Source organism: Pseudomonas sp. GW823-FHT05G12, from assembly GCF_058795575.1.
In genome coordinates, this window is the sequence record NZ_CM179501.1 from 4,957,145 (window position 1) to 4,971,119 (window position 13,975).

A 13,975-nucleotide genomic window follows, 5' to 3' on the forward strand; every position below is an offset into this window, starting at 1 on the left:
GATTTCAACCCTCGGCTTGCATCACAAGCGGCCAATGGTCGGCGCGAGCCAGCAAAACCAAGGCCTCGCGGACTTGTGTCGGCGTGTTGCAAGTAGTGGGGAAAGGCAACCAGTGCACTGCCTGGCCGATGCGCAGGTGCATGCCTTCGCTGTCTACCCCAACCATCTGCGCCGGTACGTGCTGTGGCAACCCGGTCAATTCGACGTAGTGGGCAATGGCACTGGCGTGATCGCTGTTCATGTGTTCGATCATGCTCCCCTCGGCCTTGCCCGCGAACGGGTTGGCCAAGGTCACATGGTCAAGCCAGTGGATCGCACCGAAGCCGCCGATGTAGCGGTGGCGCACCGGTTGCAGCACCCAGAAATCGAAATCGTGGGCCTTGTGGTAGTCGGCCGCGTCCGGGAAATAGCGGTAATAGCGTTCGGCGGCGGCCTCGATGACGGCCTCGTCGACCAGCTTGTGCGCTTCGGCCATCACCGTCAGGCGCCCTACCGCCTGCACATCCTCGGCCTCGCGCTCACCCACCAGCAGCGAACACTTGGGGTCCTTCTGCAGGTTGTGGGTGTGCTGGGCAATGCGGCTGATCAGGATCAGCGGGTTGCCCTGGGCGTCCAGGCAGTACGGCACGACCGAACCGAAGGGGTAGCCAGGCATCGACCTGGAATGTGTCGAAAGCACGCCGCGGTATTCCTTGAGCAGCAGTTCCCGGGCGGGGCGAATGGCGTTGGTACTCACTTGAGGGCGGCTCCTGGCGGACGGGTTGGGGACAAGATAAGCATTATCAGCTGCCTGTGCCACTGACCTGCATCCAGACGCCTTACCAGGTAACGCCGAAGCCCGCGGTATAGCGTGTCTTGTCCAGGTCACTCTCACGCGTGCCGGTGATGATATCCTTCTCCGCCTTGAGGTTCAGCGAGGCCCACTCGGTGACCTTGTAGCGCAGGCCAACCTCGGCATCCAGCGAGTAGTCGGCCACGCCACCCAGCGGCTTGGCGAACTCGCCGTTGGTGAACAGCTGCACGTTCTTGCCGATCAGGTAGCGGGTGTAATCCCACTTCACGGCCGCAGAATAGAAATTATCCTTGCCGCCGTCCCGGTACTCGAAATCAGTGCGGTTGATCAGTGAGCCCAGCGAGAACGCACCCAGCTCATCGTCCCAGAACTGGTAACCCGGGCCGGTACCCACGGTGCGCTGGCGGGCCAGGTCTTCGATGTGATCGCGCTTGTATTCCGCACGCCCCTGCCAGAACCACTTATCGGTAATGAAGCGGTCCAGCGCGTACTCGGCGCTCCAGTTGTTGGTGGTGGTGACGTCGTCCTTGGTCTCGCGGTTGTACTCACCCTCGGCGTTGTGCCGCCAGCGGCCATGGCGGGCAGTGGTCTTGAAGCCCACGTCGTAATCGTCGGTGTCGTTCTCTGCGCGCTTGTAGTCCAGCGCCACGTCGACATTACCTTTCCACACGAAATCCTCGACCAGCGGCTTGGGCTTCATGATCTGCTCGATGCTGGCCAGCTCCACCGTCTTCGGTGAATCGCCATTGGCCAAGGTCACCTTGCCTGGCTCTGCCGCCTTGAGCGACTTGGCTTTCTCTCCGCTGTAGGCGTCCTGCTTGACCAGCATCTCCTGGTCGCTTTCCAGCGTCTGGACCTGTTTCCAGTCCAGGGCGATGGACCCGCCATAAGGGGTTTCCAGCAGCAGCTTGCCGCCGTCGAATACCTTGATCTTGCCACTTAGCCGGTCACCGTTCTTCATCCACACAGTGTCGGCCCACACTGGAGAGGCACACAGGGAAACAGCAAGAAGGCACAACAAGGATCTAGAATTCATAAACGGGCTTTGTTTGCGGACTATGGGTTCGATTTGACGAAAAAGCCGGGCATTATCCAGATACCCACGACCAGAGCAAGGACAGACCGGGAGTATGCCGTTGAGTTCAACTCTCATTTACCAGACCACCGGTCCGGTTTCATCTGCAGCCCAAGGCGGGCGAGATGTCTGATGGATATGAGCACGCCCTTGATTCGGCCGAGGGCCGACGAACGGCGCTTTATTCAGTACTGGGCCAAGTGCCACCCGGTAAGGTCGTGAGCTATGGCCAACTGGCCGAACTGGCCGGGCTTGGCCGTGCGGCGCGCTGGGTGGGGCGTACCCTGGGGCAGTTGCCTGCAGACACACGCCTGCCTTGGCACCGGGTGCTCGGTGCAGGTGGCCGGTTGAGCCTGCCGCTGGGCACCCCGTCGGGCGATGAACAACGGGCGCGGTTACGCGGGGAAGGTGTGAATGTAAGCAACAATCGTGTGGATATGACGCGCCATGGCTGGCGCCCAATGGAGCACAGCGGTTAGAGTGCGCGCTTTGTTTTCGAAAACTTGAGGCAGATGTTGGCCCATGCCCCGTAAAACCTGGCGCGCTGCGCTTGCTGCCTATGCCAGCCCGTCAACATTGGTACTTTTGCTACTCGGTTTCGCCGCCGGCCTGCCCTACATGCTGGTGTTCTCGACCCTGTCGGTATGGTTGCGCGAAGCCGGCGTTGCCCGTGAAACCATCGGTTATGCCAGCCTGATTGGCTTGGCCTACGCCTTCAAGTGGGTCTGGTCACCGCTGCTCGACCAATGGCGCTTGCCGCTGCTTGGCGGCCTCGGGCGCCGGCGTTCGTGGCTGCTGTTGTCGCAAGCGCTGGTGGTGATCGGGCTGGTCGGCATGAGCCTGTGCGACCCGCAACAACACCTCTCCTGGCTGATCGCCATGGCCGTACTGGTGGCCTTCGCCTCGGCTACCCAGGACATCGCTGTCGACGCCTACCGCCTGGAAATCGCTGACGACCAGCGCCAGGCCGCGCTCGCAGCCAGCTACATGGCCGGCTACCGGGTGGCTGCCTTGCTCGCCACGGCCGGTGCCCTGTTCTTCGCCGAGTGGTTCGGCTCTACCGGCTTCAGCTACCTGCACAAGGCCTGGGCCGGCACGTACGTGATGTTCGGGGTGATGATGCTGCCCGCCCTGTTCACCACGTTGGTCATGCGCGAACCACCAGTGCCCATGCGCACCCAGCTATCGGCAGCGCGCTACGGGCTGGTGCACCAGATGGCCTCGGTGTTCGTGCTGATCATCCTGCTGGTCTCGGTACCGGCCAGCTTCACCCAGATGTTCAATACCGGCTGGTCCAGCGTGATCTCCGGTGATGCCACGCCGCTCGACCTGCTGCTGGAAGACCGCGCCTTCCTGCGCCTGATCCTCTACGTGCTGCTGTCCTGGGCCTGCCTGTCGAGCCTCGGCCGTCGCGGCCTGGCCCCCGTGCTGACCCCGATCAACGACTTCATCACCCGCTACCGCTGGCAGGCTCTGCTGCTGCTAGGCCTGATCGCCACCTATCGCATGTCGGACACGGTGATGGGGGTGATGGCCAACGTGTTCTATATCGACATGGGCTTCACCAAGGACCAGATTGCCAGCGTCAGCAAGATCTTCGGCCTGATCATGACCCTGGTCGGCGCCGGGGTTGGCGGCCTGCTGATCGTACGCTTCGGCATCATGCCCATCCTGTTCATCGGCGGCGTAGCCTCTGCCGGCACCAACATCCTGTTCCTGATGCTGGCTGACATGGGGCCGAACCTGGAAATGCTGGTGGTGACCATCTCACTGGACAACTTCAGCTCCGGCATGGCTACCTCGGCCTTTGTCGCCTACCTGTCAAGCCTGACCAACCTGAAGTTCTCGGCGACCCAGTACGCGCTGCTCAGTTCGATCATGCTGCTGTTGCCGCGGCTGATTGGCGGGTATTCGGGCGTTATTGTGGAGAAATTCGGCTACCACGACTTCTTCCTGATCACGGCGCTGCTGGGGGTGCCTACGCTGATCCTGATCGCCCTGCAGTGGCATCAGGAAGCCGGGCGGGGGACGCCGGTGGCCGAGGATCATTCTGTGGCTGAGCGGCCCTGAAGTTTTGTATTGCCTGTGCTGGCCTCTTCGCGGGTAAACCCGCTCCTACAAGGCGGCGCGGCCCTGTGTAGGAGCGGGTTTACCCGCGAAGAGGCCGGCACGCGCTGCCTCGTAGGAGCGGGTTTACCCGCGAAGAGGCCAGCACGCGTTGCCTCGTAGGAGCGGGTTTACCCGCGAAGAGGCCAGCACGCGTTGCCTCGTAGGAGCGGGTTTACCCGCGAAGAGGCCGGCACCGGCAATACCGATTATCGAGCTACAGCCCCTTCCCCAGGCCGCCCACCCACCACAAACCACAGCGGCCACAGCGCCAACGCCCCCGCCACCCCCGCCGCCAGGGCAAAATGCAGCAAGCTGGCACCGGCGCCAATCATCGCCAGCAGCGCACCGCCGAGCCCCAGCAAGGCAATGGTGATCATCCCCAGCATGGCCGAAACCAGCCCCTTGCTCTGCTCACTGGAGAACAGCGTCATGCGGTACAGCACCGCATTGGCCACGCCCAACCCCAGCGCATACAGCGACATGCCGGCCACCACACTGGTCACGCTCGGCCAGTACCAGGTCGCCAGCACCATCAGGCACAGGCCAGCCAGGTATGGCCAGAGCGCGCCACGCACCAGGGCTGGCAGTGGGTAGCGATCGGCAATACGATTGATGATCAGGTTACCGAGGATCAGCCCGCCAAATACCGGCAACTGCCACAAGGCATACTCCAGGGTACTCAACCCCTCATCGTGAATCAGCAGCACCGGCGACAGGCCAATCCAGCCAATCAGCGGCAAGCCGACCAACCCAAGGGCGGCGCTGCCTGCAACGAAGCGGCGGTTGCCCAGCAACTGACCATAGCCCGCCAACAGCGGCAGCAGGTGAATCGGCGTGAACGCCAGCCGCGAGCCGTCACGGCGCTCCACGCCCAGGGTTTCCGGCATCAGGCGGTACAGCAGCAGCCAGGCCAGCACCGCGCCGATGGCGAATGCCACGAACAGCCAGCGCCAGTCCAGCCATTGCAGCAGCAAGGTGCCCACCAGCGGCCCGAGCAGGGGCGACAGCAAGGCGATGTTGGCCAGCAGGGCCATCATGCGTACGGCATCAGCCTCGCTGAAAGCCTCGTTCAGGGCTGGGTAGCTGACGGTGACCACAAAGCCCAGGCCAATGCCCTGCAACAGACGCAACAGGTTGAACAGGCCGATGTCCTGGACCCAGAAGGTAGCCAGGCAGGCCAGGCCAAAGAATGCGCAGCCGACCAGCAGCAAAGGGCGCCGTCCATAACGGTCGGCCAACGGGCCGATCAGCCATTGCAGTACCACGCCCCCCAGCAGGTACAGGTTGAGGGCATGGGGTATGTATTCGGGGCTGGCGTCGAGGTCGTTGACCACGACAGGCATGGCCGGCATGACCGCATCGCTGGCCAGGTAGGTCAGCAGTTCGAACAGGGCCAGGGTCAGGCCGAACAGCAAGGCACGCAGAGGGGTGATATACAGCAGTGGTTTCATGATGGCGTATCGGGTGTGGCGGGCGGGGTCACGCTATATGCCAGAAATGGCTGGAAATTGCTGTGAGCAAGTGTAATCAGGGTCGGAAAAAGCTGGGGCCGCTTTGCGCCCCTTCGCGGGCAAGCCCGCTCCTACACAGAACACGCATGTCCTCGTAGGGGCGGGCTTGCCCGCGAAGGGGCGCAAAGCGGCCCCGGCTTGAACGCGGCATTACTGCGTTGCAGTCTCCTGCACCACGCGAATAACCCGCTGCGGGAACGGAATGTCGATCCCTTCGGCCTTCAACCGGTCACGCGCATACTCGTTGAGCATGAACATCACGTCCCAGTAATCGGAGGTCTTGGTCCACAACCGCAGCGATACGGTGATCGAGCTGTCGCCCAGCGTCGACACGACCGCCTGCGGTGCCGGGTCTTGCAGAACACGCGGGTCCTTTGCCAGTTCCAGCAACACATTGCGGGCCTTCTGCAGGTCGGCCTCGTAGTCAACGCCCACATCGAACACCACCTTGCGCGTCGGCTGGCGGTTGGTGTTGGTAATGATGCCGTTGGACAGGCTGCCATTGGGCATGATGACCGTCTTGTTGTCACCGGTGCGCAGCACGGTGTGGAAGATCTGGATACTGTCGACGGTGCCGGCAACGCCCTGCGCCTCGATCCAGTCACCGATACGGAACGGGCGGAACATCAGAATCAGCACACCACCGGCGAAGTTCGCCAGGCTGCCCTGCAAGGCAAGGCCGATGGCCAGGCCTGCGGCACCGATGGCGGCGACGAACGAGGTGGTCTCGATGCCGATCATCGAGGCCACGCTGACCAACAGCAGCACCTTCAGCACGATGTTCGCCAGGGTGCTGATGAAGCCCTGCAGCGCCAGGTCGGCGTTGCGCAGCCCCACCAGCTTGCCGAGGCGGGCGCTGACCTTGTTGATGATCCACCAGCCGACCGCCAGGGTCAGCAGTGCCAGCAGCACACGGCTGCCGTATTCCATGATCAAGGGAATCCACGTCTGGGATTGGCGGACGAGCTGATCGACTTCAGCGTTCAAATCCATATTCATCTCCTGATGCCGAGCGGCAAGTACACGGTAGAACAGGCGCGCGTGTTATTACGCAACCCCGGCCCCCATGGACATCATTTGGCCATCGGGGTTCCGGGCCACCCCCGCATCAGTCGCGGAAGTTGTTGAACTGCAGCGGCATGTCGAATTCCTTGGTGCGCAGCAGGGCAATGGCTTCCTGCAGATCGTCACGTTTCTTGCCGGTTACCCGTACCTGCTCACCCTGGATGGCGGCCTGTACTTTCAGCTTGCCATCCTTGATGGTGGCAACGATCTTTTTTGCCAGGTCCTTGTCGATGCCTTCGCGGAACTTGGCTTCCTGTTTCTTTTCCTTGCCGGAGGCGTAGGGGTCCTTGGTTTCCAGGCACTTCACGTCGATCTTGCGCTTGACCAGTGCAAGGCGCAGGATCTCCAGCATCGCCTCGAGCTGGAACTCTTCCTCGGCGGTGAGCATCACGGTCTGCTCTTTGTCCTTGAACTCGAAGGTGCCTTTGCCCTTGAGGTCGTAGCGGCGGTCCAGTTCCTTGATGGCGTTGTCGACCGCGTTCTGCACTTCGTGCTTGTCCAGTTCCGATACCACGTCGAACGAAGGCATGGTTGTTCTCCCAAAATAAAAGCGCGCTCAGGCTGAAGATGGAGCGCGCTGGGTTTGAAGGTTAAAATGCGGGCTCATTATAACGGGTTGCGAAACGCATATGAGCAGCACCTGGCATATTCTCGGCGCCGGTAGCCTTGGCAGTCTGTGGGCCTGCCGCCTGGCACGCGCAGGCAAGGCCGTGCGCCTGATCCTGCGTGACGGGCAACGGCTACAGGCCTATCAGCAGGCCGGTGGCCTGACCCTGGTCGAACAGGAGCACACCCGGCACTACGCCATACCTGCCGAAACGGCGCAGGCGCAAGGCCCGATCCACCGGCTGCTGGTGGCCTGCAAGGCCTATGACGCTGCCCCGGCGATTGCCGGTGTAGCGCCACGGCTGGCCGAGAGCGCCGAAGTGCTGCTGTTGCAGAATGGCCTTGGCAGCCAGGATGAAGTCGCCGACCTGGTGCCGCACGCTCGCTGCATCTTCGCCTCCAGCACCGAAGGCGCCTTCCGCGAGGGGGACTGGCAGGTGCGTTTTGCCGGCCATGGCTTCAACTGGCTGGGCGACCCACGTAACCCCATGATCCCCGCCTGGTTCGATGACCTGCACGAGGCCGGTATCCCCGCGCAATGGACAGTAGACATACTGACCCGCCTGTGGCGCAAGCTGGCGCTCAATTGCGCCATCAACCCGCTGACCGTCCTTCATGATTGCCAGAATGGCGGGCTGCTGGGGCACCTGGGTGAAGTGCAGGCCCTGTGCGTCGAGCTGGCCCGACTGCTGCGCCGTTGCGGCCAGCCGCAAGCAGCCGAGGGGCTGGACGAAGAAGTGCAGCGGGTAATCCTCGCCACCGCAGCCAACTACTCTTCCATGTACCAGGACGTGCATGCAGGACGGCGCACCGAGTTGCACTACCTGCTCGGCCATGCTTGCCGCGCTGCGGGCCGTCATGGCCTGCACTTGCCGCAGCTGGAACACCTGCTGCAGCGCTTGGTCGAAAACCTGCGCGCGCGTGGTTTGCCCTGCGACTGACGCGGCCCTTCAACCGGATACGGACATTGCCTTGCCCATGACCTTGCGCCAACGCCTGGAAAACCTCCCGGTCGGGCAGAAGCTGCTGGCGGCCCTGCTGGTATTGCTGGTGACCATCTTGCTGATGGCCAACCTCACCTTCATCAGCGCCGCCTACTGGATCACCCAGGAAAGCATGGCGCCCCAGGCCATGCAGACCATCGGCCGGCTGGTGGCCAATCCTCAGCTTGCAGCCCGCGCCGGCGACACCCCGGAAACCGCCCGTGCCCTGCTCAAGGAACTGGAAAGTTACACACCGCTGCGCGCCGCCGCGGTCTACGGTGGCGATGGCCGAATGCTGGCGCAGTTGCAGCATGGCGAGCCGCTGGCCCTGCCCAAACGTTTTCGCAACATCGACGGCTGGCGCCTGATGGAGTTTCGCAGCACTCAGTTGATCCGCATCCCCCGCGATGCCAACCCACCGGCACACTTGCTGCTGGTAGCCAGCAGCGAACTGCCCACGGCGTTCTACACCGGCACACTCAGCGCCAGCCTGGGCATCCTGGTGTTCAGTGTCCTGCTATGGATCGTCATCGCACGGCAGATCAAACGCCTGATCACCCAACCGATCAACCAGCTTGAGGAACTCAGCCGCCAGGTTACCCGCGAAGAGAGCTACGCCTTGCGCGCCCAACGCGGCAACGATGATGAAATCGGCAGCCTGGCCGAGGCCTTCAACACCATGCTGTCGCGCATCGAGGCGCGCGAGCAGCAGCTCAAGAGCGCCCGCGACGAGTTCCAGAGTGCCTACGACCAGGCTCAGGGCCTTGCCGAAGAAACCCGCCACACCAACCGCAAGCTGGAACTGGAAGTACAGGTACGCAGCAAGATCGAGAAAAAGCTCACCGGTTTCCAGAACTACCTCAACAGCATCATCGACTCGATGCCCTCGGCACTGATCGCCCTCGACGAACAGCTTTACGTGACCCAATGGAACCACGAAGCCACGGTGCTTTCCGGCACACCACTGGATGAGGCACTTAACCAGCCGGTGTTCATTGCGTTCGAGCCGTTGAAGCCGTTCCTCCCGCAACTGAAGGAAACCGTGGAAAAACATCGAGTGGCGAAGATTGAGCGGGTAACCTGGCCCAAGGGCGACGACCTGCGCCACTACGCCCTGACCTTCTACCCACTGACCGGCGGCGGCGGGCGCGGCGTGGTCATTCGTATCGACGACATCACCCAGCGTCTGTCATTGGAAGAAATGATGGTGCAATCGGAAAAAATGCTCTCGGTCGGTGGTCTGGCTGCCGGCATGGCGCACGAAATCAACAACCCGCTGGGCGCTATCCTGCACAACGTGCAGAACATTCGCCGACGCCTGTCGTCCGACCTGCCGCGCAACCAGGAACAGGCCGAAGAGCTGGGCATCGACCTGGCCACGATCAACCGCTACCTGGACAGCCGCGAGGTGCCGCAGCTGCTCGACGGCATTCAGCAGGCCGGCGCCCGGGCGGCGAAGATCGTCACCCACATGCTCAGCTTCAGCCGCCGCAGCAACCGCCAGCTGGTGCCATGCGAGCTGCCGGCACTGATCGATCAGGCGCTTGAAATTGCCGGCAATGACTTCGATCTGGCCATCGGCTTCGACTTCAAGGGGCAAGCCATCGTGCGCCAGTTCGACCCCGACCTGGGGCCGGTGCCATGTACCGCCAACGAGCTGGAACAAGTACTGCTCAACTTGCTGAAGAACGCAGCCCAGGCCATCCACCAACGCCCGCAACCCAGCGAGCCCGGACGCATCACACTGCGCACCCGGCTAAACCCGCCATGGGCGGAAATCCAGGTCGAAGACAACGGCGTCGGCATGCCCGAGGCGGTGCGCAAGCGCACCTTCGAGCCGTTCTTCACCACCAAGGAAATCGGCCAGGGTACCGGGCTGGGCCTGTCGGTCTCCTACTTCATCATCACCAACAACCACAAGGGGCAGATGGAAGTGCAATCCACGCCAGGCCAAGGCACCTGCTTTACCCTACGCCTGCCCCTCACCCAGCCGGCAGCGGCGGTGCCGGCCAGAACGGAGCAATGACATGGGCTACCGCCTTTCGAAGATCTATACCCGCACCGGCGACAAAGGCGAAACCGGCCTGGGCGACGGCCGTCGGGTGCCCAAGGACCACCCGCGGATCGAAGCGATTGGCGAGGTGGACAGCCTGAACAGCCAGTTGGGGTTGCTGCTGGCGGGGCTCGCCGAGCATGGGCTGAATGAAGTGACCACAGTGCTGGCGCCGTGTCAGCACCGCTTGTTCGACCTGGGTGGCGAGCTGGCGATGCCCAGTTACCAGGCGTTGAACCTGGCAGAAGTGGAACGCCTGGAGGCGGCCATCGATGTGTGGAACGAAGAGCTGGGGCCGCTGAAGAACTTCATTCTGCCCAGTGGTTCGGCGCTGGTGGCGCAGGCGCATGTGTGCCGCAGTCTGGCACGCAGTGCAGAGCGCCGGTGCCAGCAGTTGAATGCCGTGGAGCCGCTGGAAGGCGTTGGTTTGGCGTATATCAACCGGCTTTCCGATCTATTGTTCGTGGCGGCGCGGATCATCGGGCGGCGCCAGGGGGTGGCTGAGGTTTTGTGGCAGCCCGCCGAGAAACCGAAAGGCTGATACTTCTGGGGCTGCTTTGCAGCCCATTCGCGGGCTTGCCCGCTCCCACAGGTTTCGAGCAGGCTTGAGGCTTGTGAGTTTCCTGTGGGAGCGGGCAAGCCCGCGAATGAGGCCCGCAGCGGCCCCTGTTACAGGGGACTCAAACCTCGGGCCAGAACGCCCGGATCCCGGCCACACCCTGTGCACCCGCCTCCCAGGCCTGCTGGCGCTCACTCGGCCCTATCCCACCCAGTAGATAAACCGGCTTGTTGAACCCGGCAATCACGCGCTGCGCCTCATCCCAGCCCAGCGGCACCGCATCCGGATGCGTCAGGGTCGCCTGCACTGGCGACAAGGTGACAAAGTCCACGCCCATCTGCTCAGCCAGCGCCAGCTCTTCGGCACTGTGGCAGGATGCCGCCAACCAGCGCTCCTTGGGGAACGGCCGGCCCCTGGCGGCGTACTTGCGCAGCTGCGCGGCCGTCAGGTGCCAACCGGCCGCCGGGAAATCACCCAGCCATTCCAGTGGCCCTTTCAGCATCAGCTGCGCCTTGCCCGCACACAGCCCGACCGCATCCACCGCCACGTCGCGGTACTTGGGGTCGTACATGTCCGGGGCACGCAACTGGATCAGACGAATGCCATTGGCCACGGCCTTCTGGATGCCCTTGAGCAGCTGCGGCACCTCCAAGCCATCCGGGGTGATCAGGTACTGGTCCGGCAGGCGCGCAGCGGCGACGATCGGCTTGTTGGCCTCGGGGAATTCGTACTGCGGCAAATCGCGCGGGGCAACCCATTCCAGCGGCTGGCCTTCGGCACCATGGGGTTCGCCAGTGAACGCTTCGACCTCGCGCACGTCCAGCAGCACCTGCTTGTCCGGGTAGTCATGGCTGACCTTGATCAGCGCACGCGACCGACTTACCTCGATGCCCAGCTCCTCGCGCAGCTCGCGGGCAAGCGCCGCTTCGACGCTTTCGCCTTCTTCCACCTTGCCACCGGGGAACTCCCACAAGCCGCCCTGGTGCTGAGTATCGGCACGGCGTGCGATCAGAATACGGCCATCAGCACCGCGAATGACGGCAGCTACTACATGAATCCGTTTCACGCTTTACGCTCCTCCAGGCCTGCCTGTTGCCATGCCTGGAAGGCTGGCCACTGATAAATGGTCTCGATGTAGGCTGCCGCCTCGGCGGGGACTTCTACGCGGTAGGTGCGCAGGCGCACGGCCACCGGGGCAAAGAAGGCATCGGCCAGGCTTGGCTTGCCGAACAGGAACGGGCCGCTGTCCTTGGCCACCACGCGGCATTCGGACCACAGCGCGACGATACGGTCGATATCGACCTGCACGTCCAGCGGCACAGTGTCCAGCGCCTGGTCACGCGACAGGTCGAACGGCATGGCACCGCGCAGGGCGAAGAAACCGCTGTGCATCTGCGCGCAAGCCGAACGGGCCTGGGCGCGGGCGGCTGCATCGGCAGGCCACAGCTGGGCGTCGGGGTGCTGTTCGTTGAGGTATTCGGCAATGGCCAGGGAATCGGCGATCACACCGTGCTCGGTCTTGAGCAGCGGCACCTTGCCGGTGGAGGAGAAAGCGAGGATGCGCTGGCGGGTATCAGGCTGGTTCAGCTTGATCAGGGTTTCTTCGTAGGGCACGCCAGCCAGCTCGAGCGCCAGGGCGCCACGCAGCGACCAGGAGGAGTACAGCTTGTCGCCGATGATCAGGTGATAGCTCATGGTTCGGCTCCATCAGGTTTGTATTGCAAAACCCGCAGGCCGCTACGCGGCCTTTCGCGGGCAAGCCCGCTCCTGCAGGGACCGCACCGCTCCTGCAGGCATTGCAACACCTGTGGGAGCGGGCGTGCCCGCGAAGAGGCCTTCGGATCAGTAGATCAGGTACGGTACTCGGCGTTGATCTTCACGTACTCGTGGGACAGGTCAGTCGTCCAGATGGTTTCGCTGCACTGGCCACGGCCCAGTTCGATTCGGATGGTGATCTCTTCCTGGGCCATCACTGCCGAACCCTGCGCTTCGGTATAGCTCGGGCTGCGGCCGCCTTTGCTCGCGATGCAAACGCTGTCCAGGTAGACATCGATCAGGCTCACATCCAGCTCCGGTACACCGGCACGGCCTACGGCGGCGAGGATGCGGCCCCAGTTCGGGTCGGAAGCGAACAGCGCGGTCTTGATCAACGGCGAGTGGGCCACGGCGTAGCCAACGTCCAGGCACTCCTGGTGGTTGCCACCGCCGTTGACCTGCACGGTCACGAACTTGGTCGCGCCTTCGCCGTCACGGACAATGGCCTGGGCCACTTCCATGCACACTTCGAACACGGCCTTTTTCAGCGCTTCGAAAAGCGCGCCGCTGGCTTCGGTCACTTCCGGCAGGTCGGCCTTGCCGGTAGCGATCAGCATGCAGCAATCGTTGGTCGAAGTGTCACCATCGATCGTGATGCGGTTGAACGACTTGTTGGCGCCGTCCAGCATCAGGTCCTTGAGTACCTTTGGCGCCACCTTGGCGTCGGTGGCGATGTAGCCCAGCATGGTCGCCATGTTCGGGCGGATCATGCCTGCACCCTTGCTGATTCCGGTAACGGTGACGGTCACGCCATCGTGCTGGAACTGGCGGCTGGCCCCCTTGGGCAGGGTGTCGGTGGTCATGATGCCGGTAGCGGCCTCAGCCCAGTTGTTTTCCGACAGGTTGTCGAGGGCGGCCTGCAGCGCGCCTTCGATCTTTTCGACCGGCAGCGGCTCGCCAATCACGCCGGTGGAGAACGGCAGTACCGACTCGGCCGGTACGCCAGCCAGTTCGGCCAGCTTGGCGCAGGTGCGCTCGGCGGCGGCCAGACCTGGCGCGCCGGTGCCGGCGTTGGCGTTACCCGTGTTGGTCAGCAGGTAGCGCACGGTGCCCTGTACACGCTGCTTGGACAGGATCACCGGCGCGGCGCAGAAGGCGTTGAGGGTGAACACGCCAGCCACGCTGGAGCCTTCGGCACAGCGCATGACCACCACATCCTTGCGCCCCGGGCGCTTGATACCGGCAGAAGCGATACCGAGTTCAAAACCCGGAACCGGGTGCAGGGTGGGCAAAGGACCAAGACCAACAGCCATTAGAGCGCTCCTAGAAAAAACGATGATGTCGAAAAAGGGGCCGCTTCGCGCCCCATCGCGACACAAGGCCGCCCCCACAAGGATCGCGCCCGTTCATGGACGAGCGCGGTACCTGTGGGAGCGGCCTTGTGTCGCGAAAGGGCCGCAAAGCGA

General features: G+C 63.1%; 13 protein-coding genes. 5 read left to right on the plus strand and 8 right to left on the minus strand.

Features of this window, described 5'->3' with window-relative positions; all coding sequences use genetic code 11:
* Positions 1–4 precede the first annotated feature (4 nt).
* Together AC3RCM_RS22675 and AC3RCM_RS22680 are read right to left on the minus strand one after the other, a co-directional pair.
* Positions 5–736, minus strand: a complete 732-nt coding sequence (locus AC3RCM_RS22675; RefSeq protein ID WP_064491142.1) for a HugZ family pyridoxamine 5'-phosphate oxidase — start codon at positions 734–736, stop codon at positions 5–7.
* 82 nt (positions 737–818) lie between these two features.
* Complete coding sequence (locus tag AC3RCM_RS22680; RefSeq protein ID WP_064491143.1) at positions 819–1,829, minus strand: DUF481 domain-containing protein; 1,011 nt, start codon at positions 1,827–1,829, stop codon at positions 819–821.
* 164 nt (positions 1,830–1,993) lie between these two features.
* Here AC3RCM_RS22680 and AC3RCM_RS22685 point away from each other — a divergent pair, with 164 nt between their 5' ends.
* Both AC3RCM_RS22685 and AC3RCM_RS22690 read left to right on the plus strand, forming a co-directional pair.
* Positions 1,994–2,347: an MGMT family protein gene (locus AC3RCM_RS22685; RefSeq protein WP_020191618.1), complete on the plus strand. Its 354-nt coding sequence runs from the start codon at positions 1,994–1,996 to the stop codon at positions 2,345–2,347.
* 43 nt (positions 2,348–2,390) lie between these two features.
* The gene (locus tag AC3RCM_RS22690; protein WP_457251953.1) at positions 2,391–3,938 is read left to right on the plus strand and encodes an AmpG family muropeptide MFS transporter; all 1,548 of its coding nucleotides are present in this window, start codon (positions 2,391–2,393) and stop codon (positions 3,936–3,938) included.
* A gap of 245 nt (positions 3,939–4,183) precedes the next feature.
* Here AC3RCM_RS22690 and AC3RCM_RS22695 read toward each other — a convergent pair whose 3' ends face one another.
* The 3 genes from AC3RCM_RS22695 to AC3RCM_RS22705 all read right to left on the minus strand — a co-directional run bounded on the left by AC3RCM_RS22695 (position 4,184) and on the right by AC3RCM_RS22705 (position 7,082).
* Positions 4,184–5,428 (minus strand): MFS transporter, encoded by a 1,245-nt coding sequence (locus AC3RCM_RS22695; RefSeq protein ID WP_104962508.1) that lies wholly within the window; start codon positions 5,426–5,428, stop codon positions 4,184–4,186.
* Between the two features lie 210 nt (positions 5,429–5,638).
* Positions 5,639–6,481 carry a mechanosensitive ion channel family protein gene (locus AC3RCM_RS22700; protein ID WP_003251892.1) on the minus strand — a complete coding sequence of 281 codons (843 nt, stop codon included), beginning with the start codon at positions 6,479–6,481 and terminating at the stop codon, positions 5,639–5,641.
* Positions 6,482–6,596: 115 nt separating this feature from the next.
* The gene (locus tag AC3RCM_RS22705) at positions 6,597–7,082 is read right to left on the minus strand and encodes a YajQ family cyclic di-GMP-binding protein (protein WP_003251890.1); all 486 of its coding nucleotides are present in this window, start codon (positions 7,080–7,082) and stop codon (positions 6,597–6,599) included.
* 100 nt (positions 7,083–7,182) lie between these two features.
* On the opposite strand from AC3RCM_RS22705, the gene AC3RCM_RS22710 reads away from it, so the two are divergent.
* From AC3RCM_RS22710 to AC3RCM_RS22720, 3 genes are read left to right on the plus strand one after another with little or no spacing between them, the layout of a single operon-like run.
* A complete protein-coding gene (locus tag AC3RCM_RS22710; protein ID WP_064491373.1) occupies positions 7,183–8,100 on the plus strand; it encodes a putative 2-dehydropantoate 2-reductase in 918 nt (305 codons plus the stop codon).
* A gap of 37 nt (positions 8,101–8,137) precedes the next feature.
* On the plus strand, positions 8,138–10,168 hold the full coding sequence (locus AC3RCM_RS22715) for a sensor histidine kinase (protein WP_020193627.1): 2,031 nt from the start codon (positions 8,138–8,140) through the stop codon (positions 10,166–10,168).
* A gap of 1 nt (position 10,169) precedes the next feature.
* A complete protein-coding gene (locus AC3RCM_RS22720) occupies positions 10,170–10,736 on the plus strand; it encodes a cob(I)yrinic acid a,c-diamide adenosyltransferase (protein ID WP_020193628.1) in 567 nt (188 codons plus the stop codon).
* A gap of 139 nt (positions 10,737–10,875) precedes the next feature.
* Here AC3RCM_RS22720 and AC3RCM_RS22725 read toward each other — a convergent pair whose 3' ends face one another.
* The 3 genes from AC3RCM_RS22725 to argJ all read right to left on the minus strand — a co-directional run bounded on the left by AC3RCM_RS22725 (position 10,876) and on the right by argJ (position 13,822).
* Positions 10,876–11,820 carry a Nudix family hydrolase gene (locus AC3RCM_RS22725; RefSeq protein ID WP_409320548.1) on the minus strand — a complete coding sequence of 315 codons (945 nt, stop codon included), beginning with the start codon at positions 11,818–11,820 and terminating at the stop codon, positions 10,876–10,878.
* Positions 11,817–12,449 (minus strand): glutathione S-transferase family protein, encoded by a 633-nt coding sequence (locus AC3RCM_RS22730; RefSeq protein WP_010952462.1) that lies wholly within the window; start codon positions 12,447–12,449, stop codon positions 11,817–11,819. The genes AC3RCM_RS22725 and AC3RCM_RS22730 overlap by 4 nt, the downstream gene beginning before the upstream one ends.
* 155 nt (positions 12,450–12,604) lie before the next feature.
* On the minus strand, positions 12,605–13,822 hold the full coding sequence (gene argJ, locus AC3RCM_RS22735; RefSeq protein ID WP_010952461.1) for a bifunctional glutamate N-acetyltransferase/amino-acid acetyltransferase ArgJ: 1,218 nt from the start codon (positions 13,820–13,822) through the stop codon (positions 12,605–12,607).
* Positions 13,823–13,975 lie beyond the last annotated feature (153 nt).

Excerpts from the sequence above, each read along its gene's own strand:
- AC3RCM_RS22680 (WP_064491143.1), bottom strand. The coding sequence starts at position 1,829 with ATGAATTCTAGATCCTTGTTGTGCCTTCTTGCTGTTTCCCTGTGTGCC.
- AC3RCM_RS22685 (WP_020191618.1), top strand. The coding sequence starts at position 1,994 with ATGTCTGATGGATATGAGCACGCCCTTGATTCGGCCGAGGGCCGACGA.
- AC3RCM_RS22730 (WP_010952462.1), bottom strand. The coding sequence starts at position 12,449 with ATGAGCTATCACCTGATCATCGGCGACAAGCTGTACTCCTCCTGGTCG.
- AC3RCM_RS22715 (WP_020193627.1), top strand. The coding sequence starts at position 8,138 with ATGACCTTGCGCCAACGCCTGGAAAACCTCCCGGTCGGGCAGAAGCTG.
- AC3RCM_RS22710 (WP_064491373.1), top strand. The coding sequence starts at position 7,183 with ATGAGCAGCACCTGGCATATTCTCGGCGCCGGTAGCCTTGGCAGTCTG.
- AC3RCM_RS22690 (WP_457251953.1), top strand. The coding sequence starts at position 2,391 with ATGCCCCGTAAAACCTGGCGCGCTGCGCTTGCTGCCTATGCCAGCCCG.
- AC3RCM_RS22720 (WP_020193628.1), top strand. The coding sequence starts at position 10,170 with ATGGGCTACCGCCTTTCGAAGATCTATACCCGCACCGGCGACAAAGGC.
- AC3RCM_RS22700 (WP_003251892.1), bottom strand. The coding sequence starts at position 6,481 with ATGGATTTGAACGCTGAAGTCGATCAGCTCGTCCGCCAATCCCAGACG.
- AC3RCM_RS22705 (WP_003251890.1), bottom strand. The coding sequence starts at position 7,082 with ATGCCTTCGTTCGACGTGGTATCGGAACTGGACAAGCACGAAGTGCAG.
- argJ (WP_010952461.1), bottom strand. The coding sequence starts at position 13,822 with ATGGCTGTTGGTCTTGGTCCTTTGCCCACCCTGCACCCGGTTCCGGGT.
- AC3RCM_RS22695 (WP_104962508.1), bottom strand. The coding sequence starts at position 5,428 with ATGAAACCACTGCTGTATATCACCCCTCTGCGTGCCTTGCTGTTCGGC.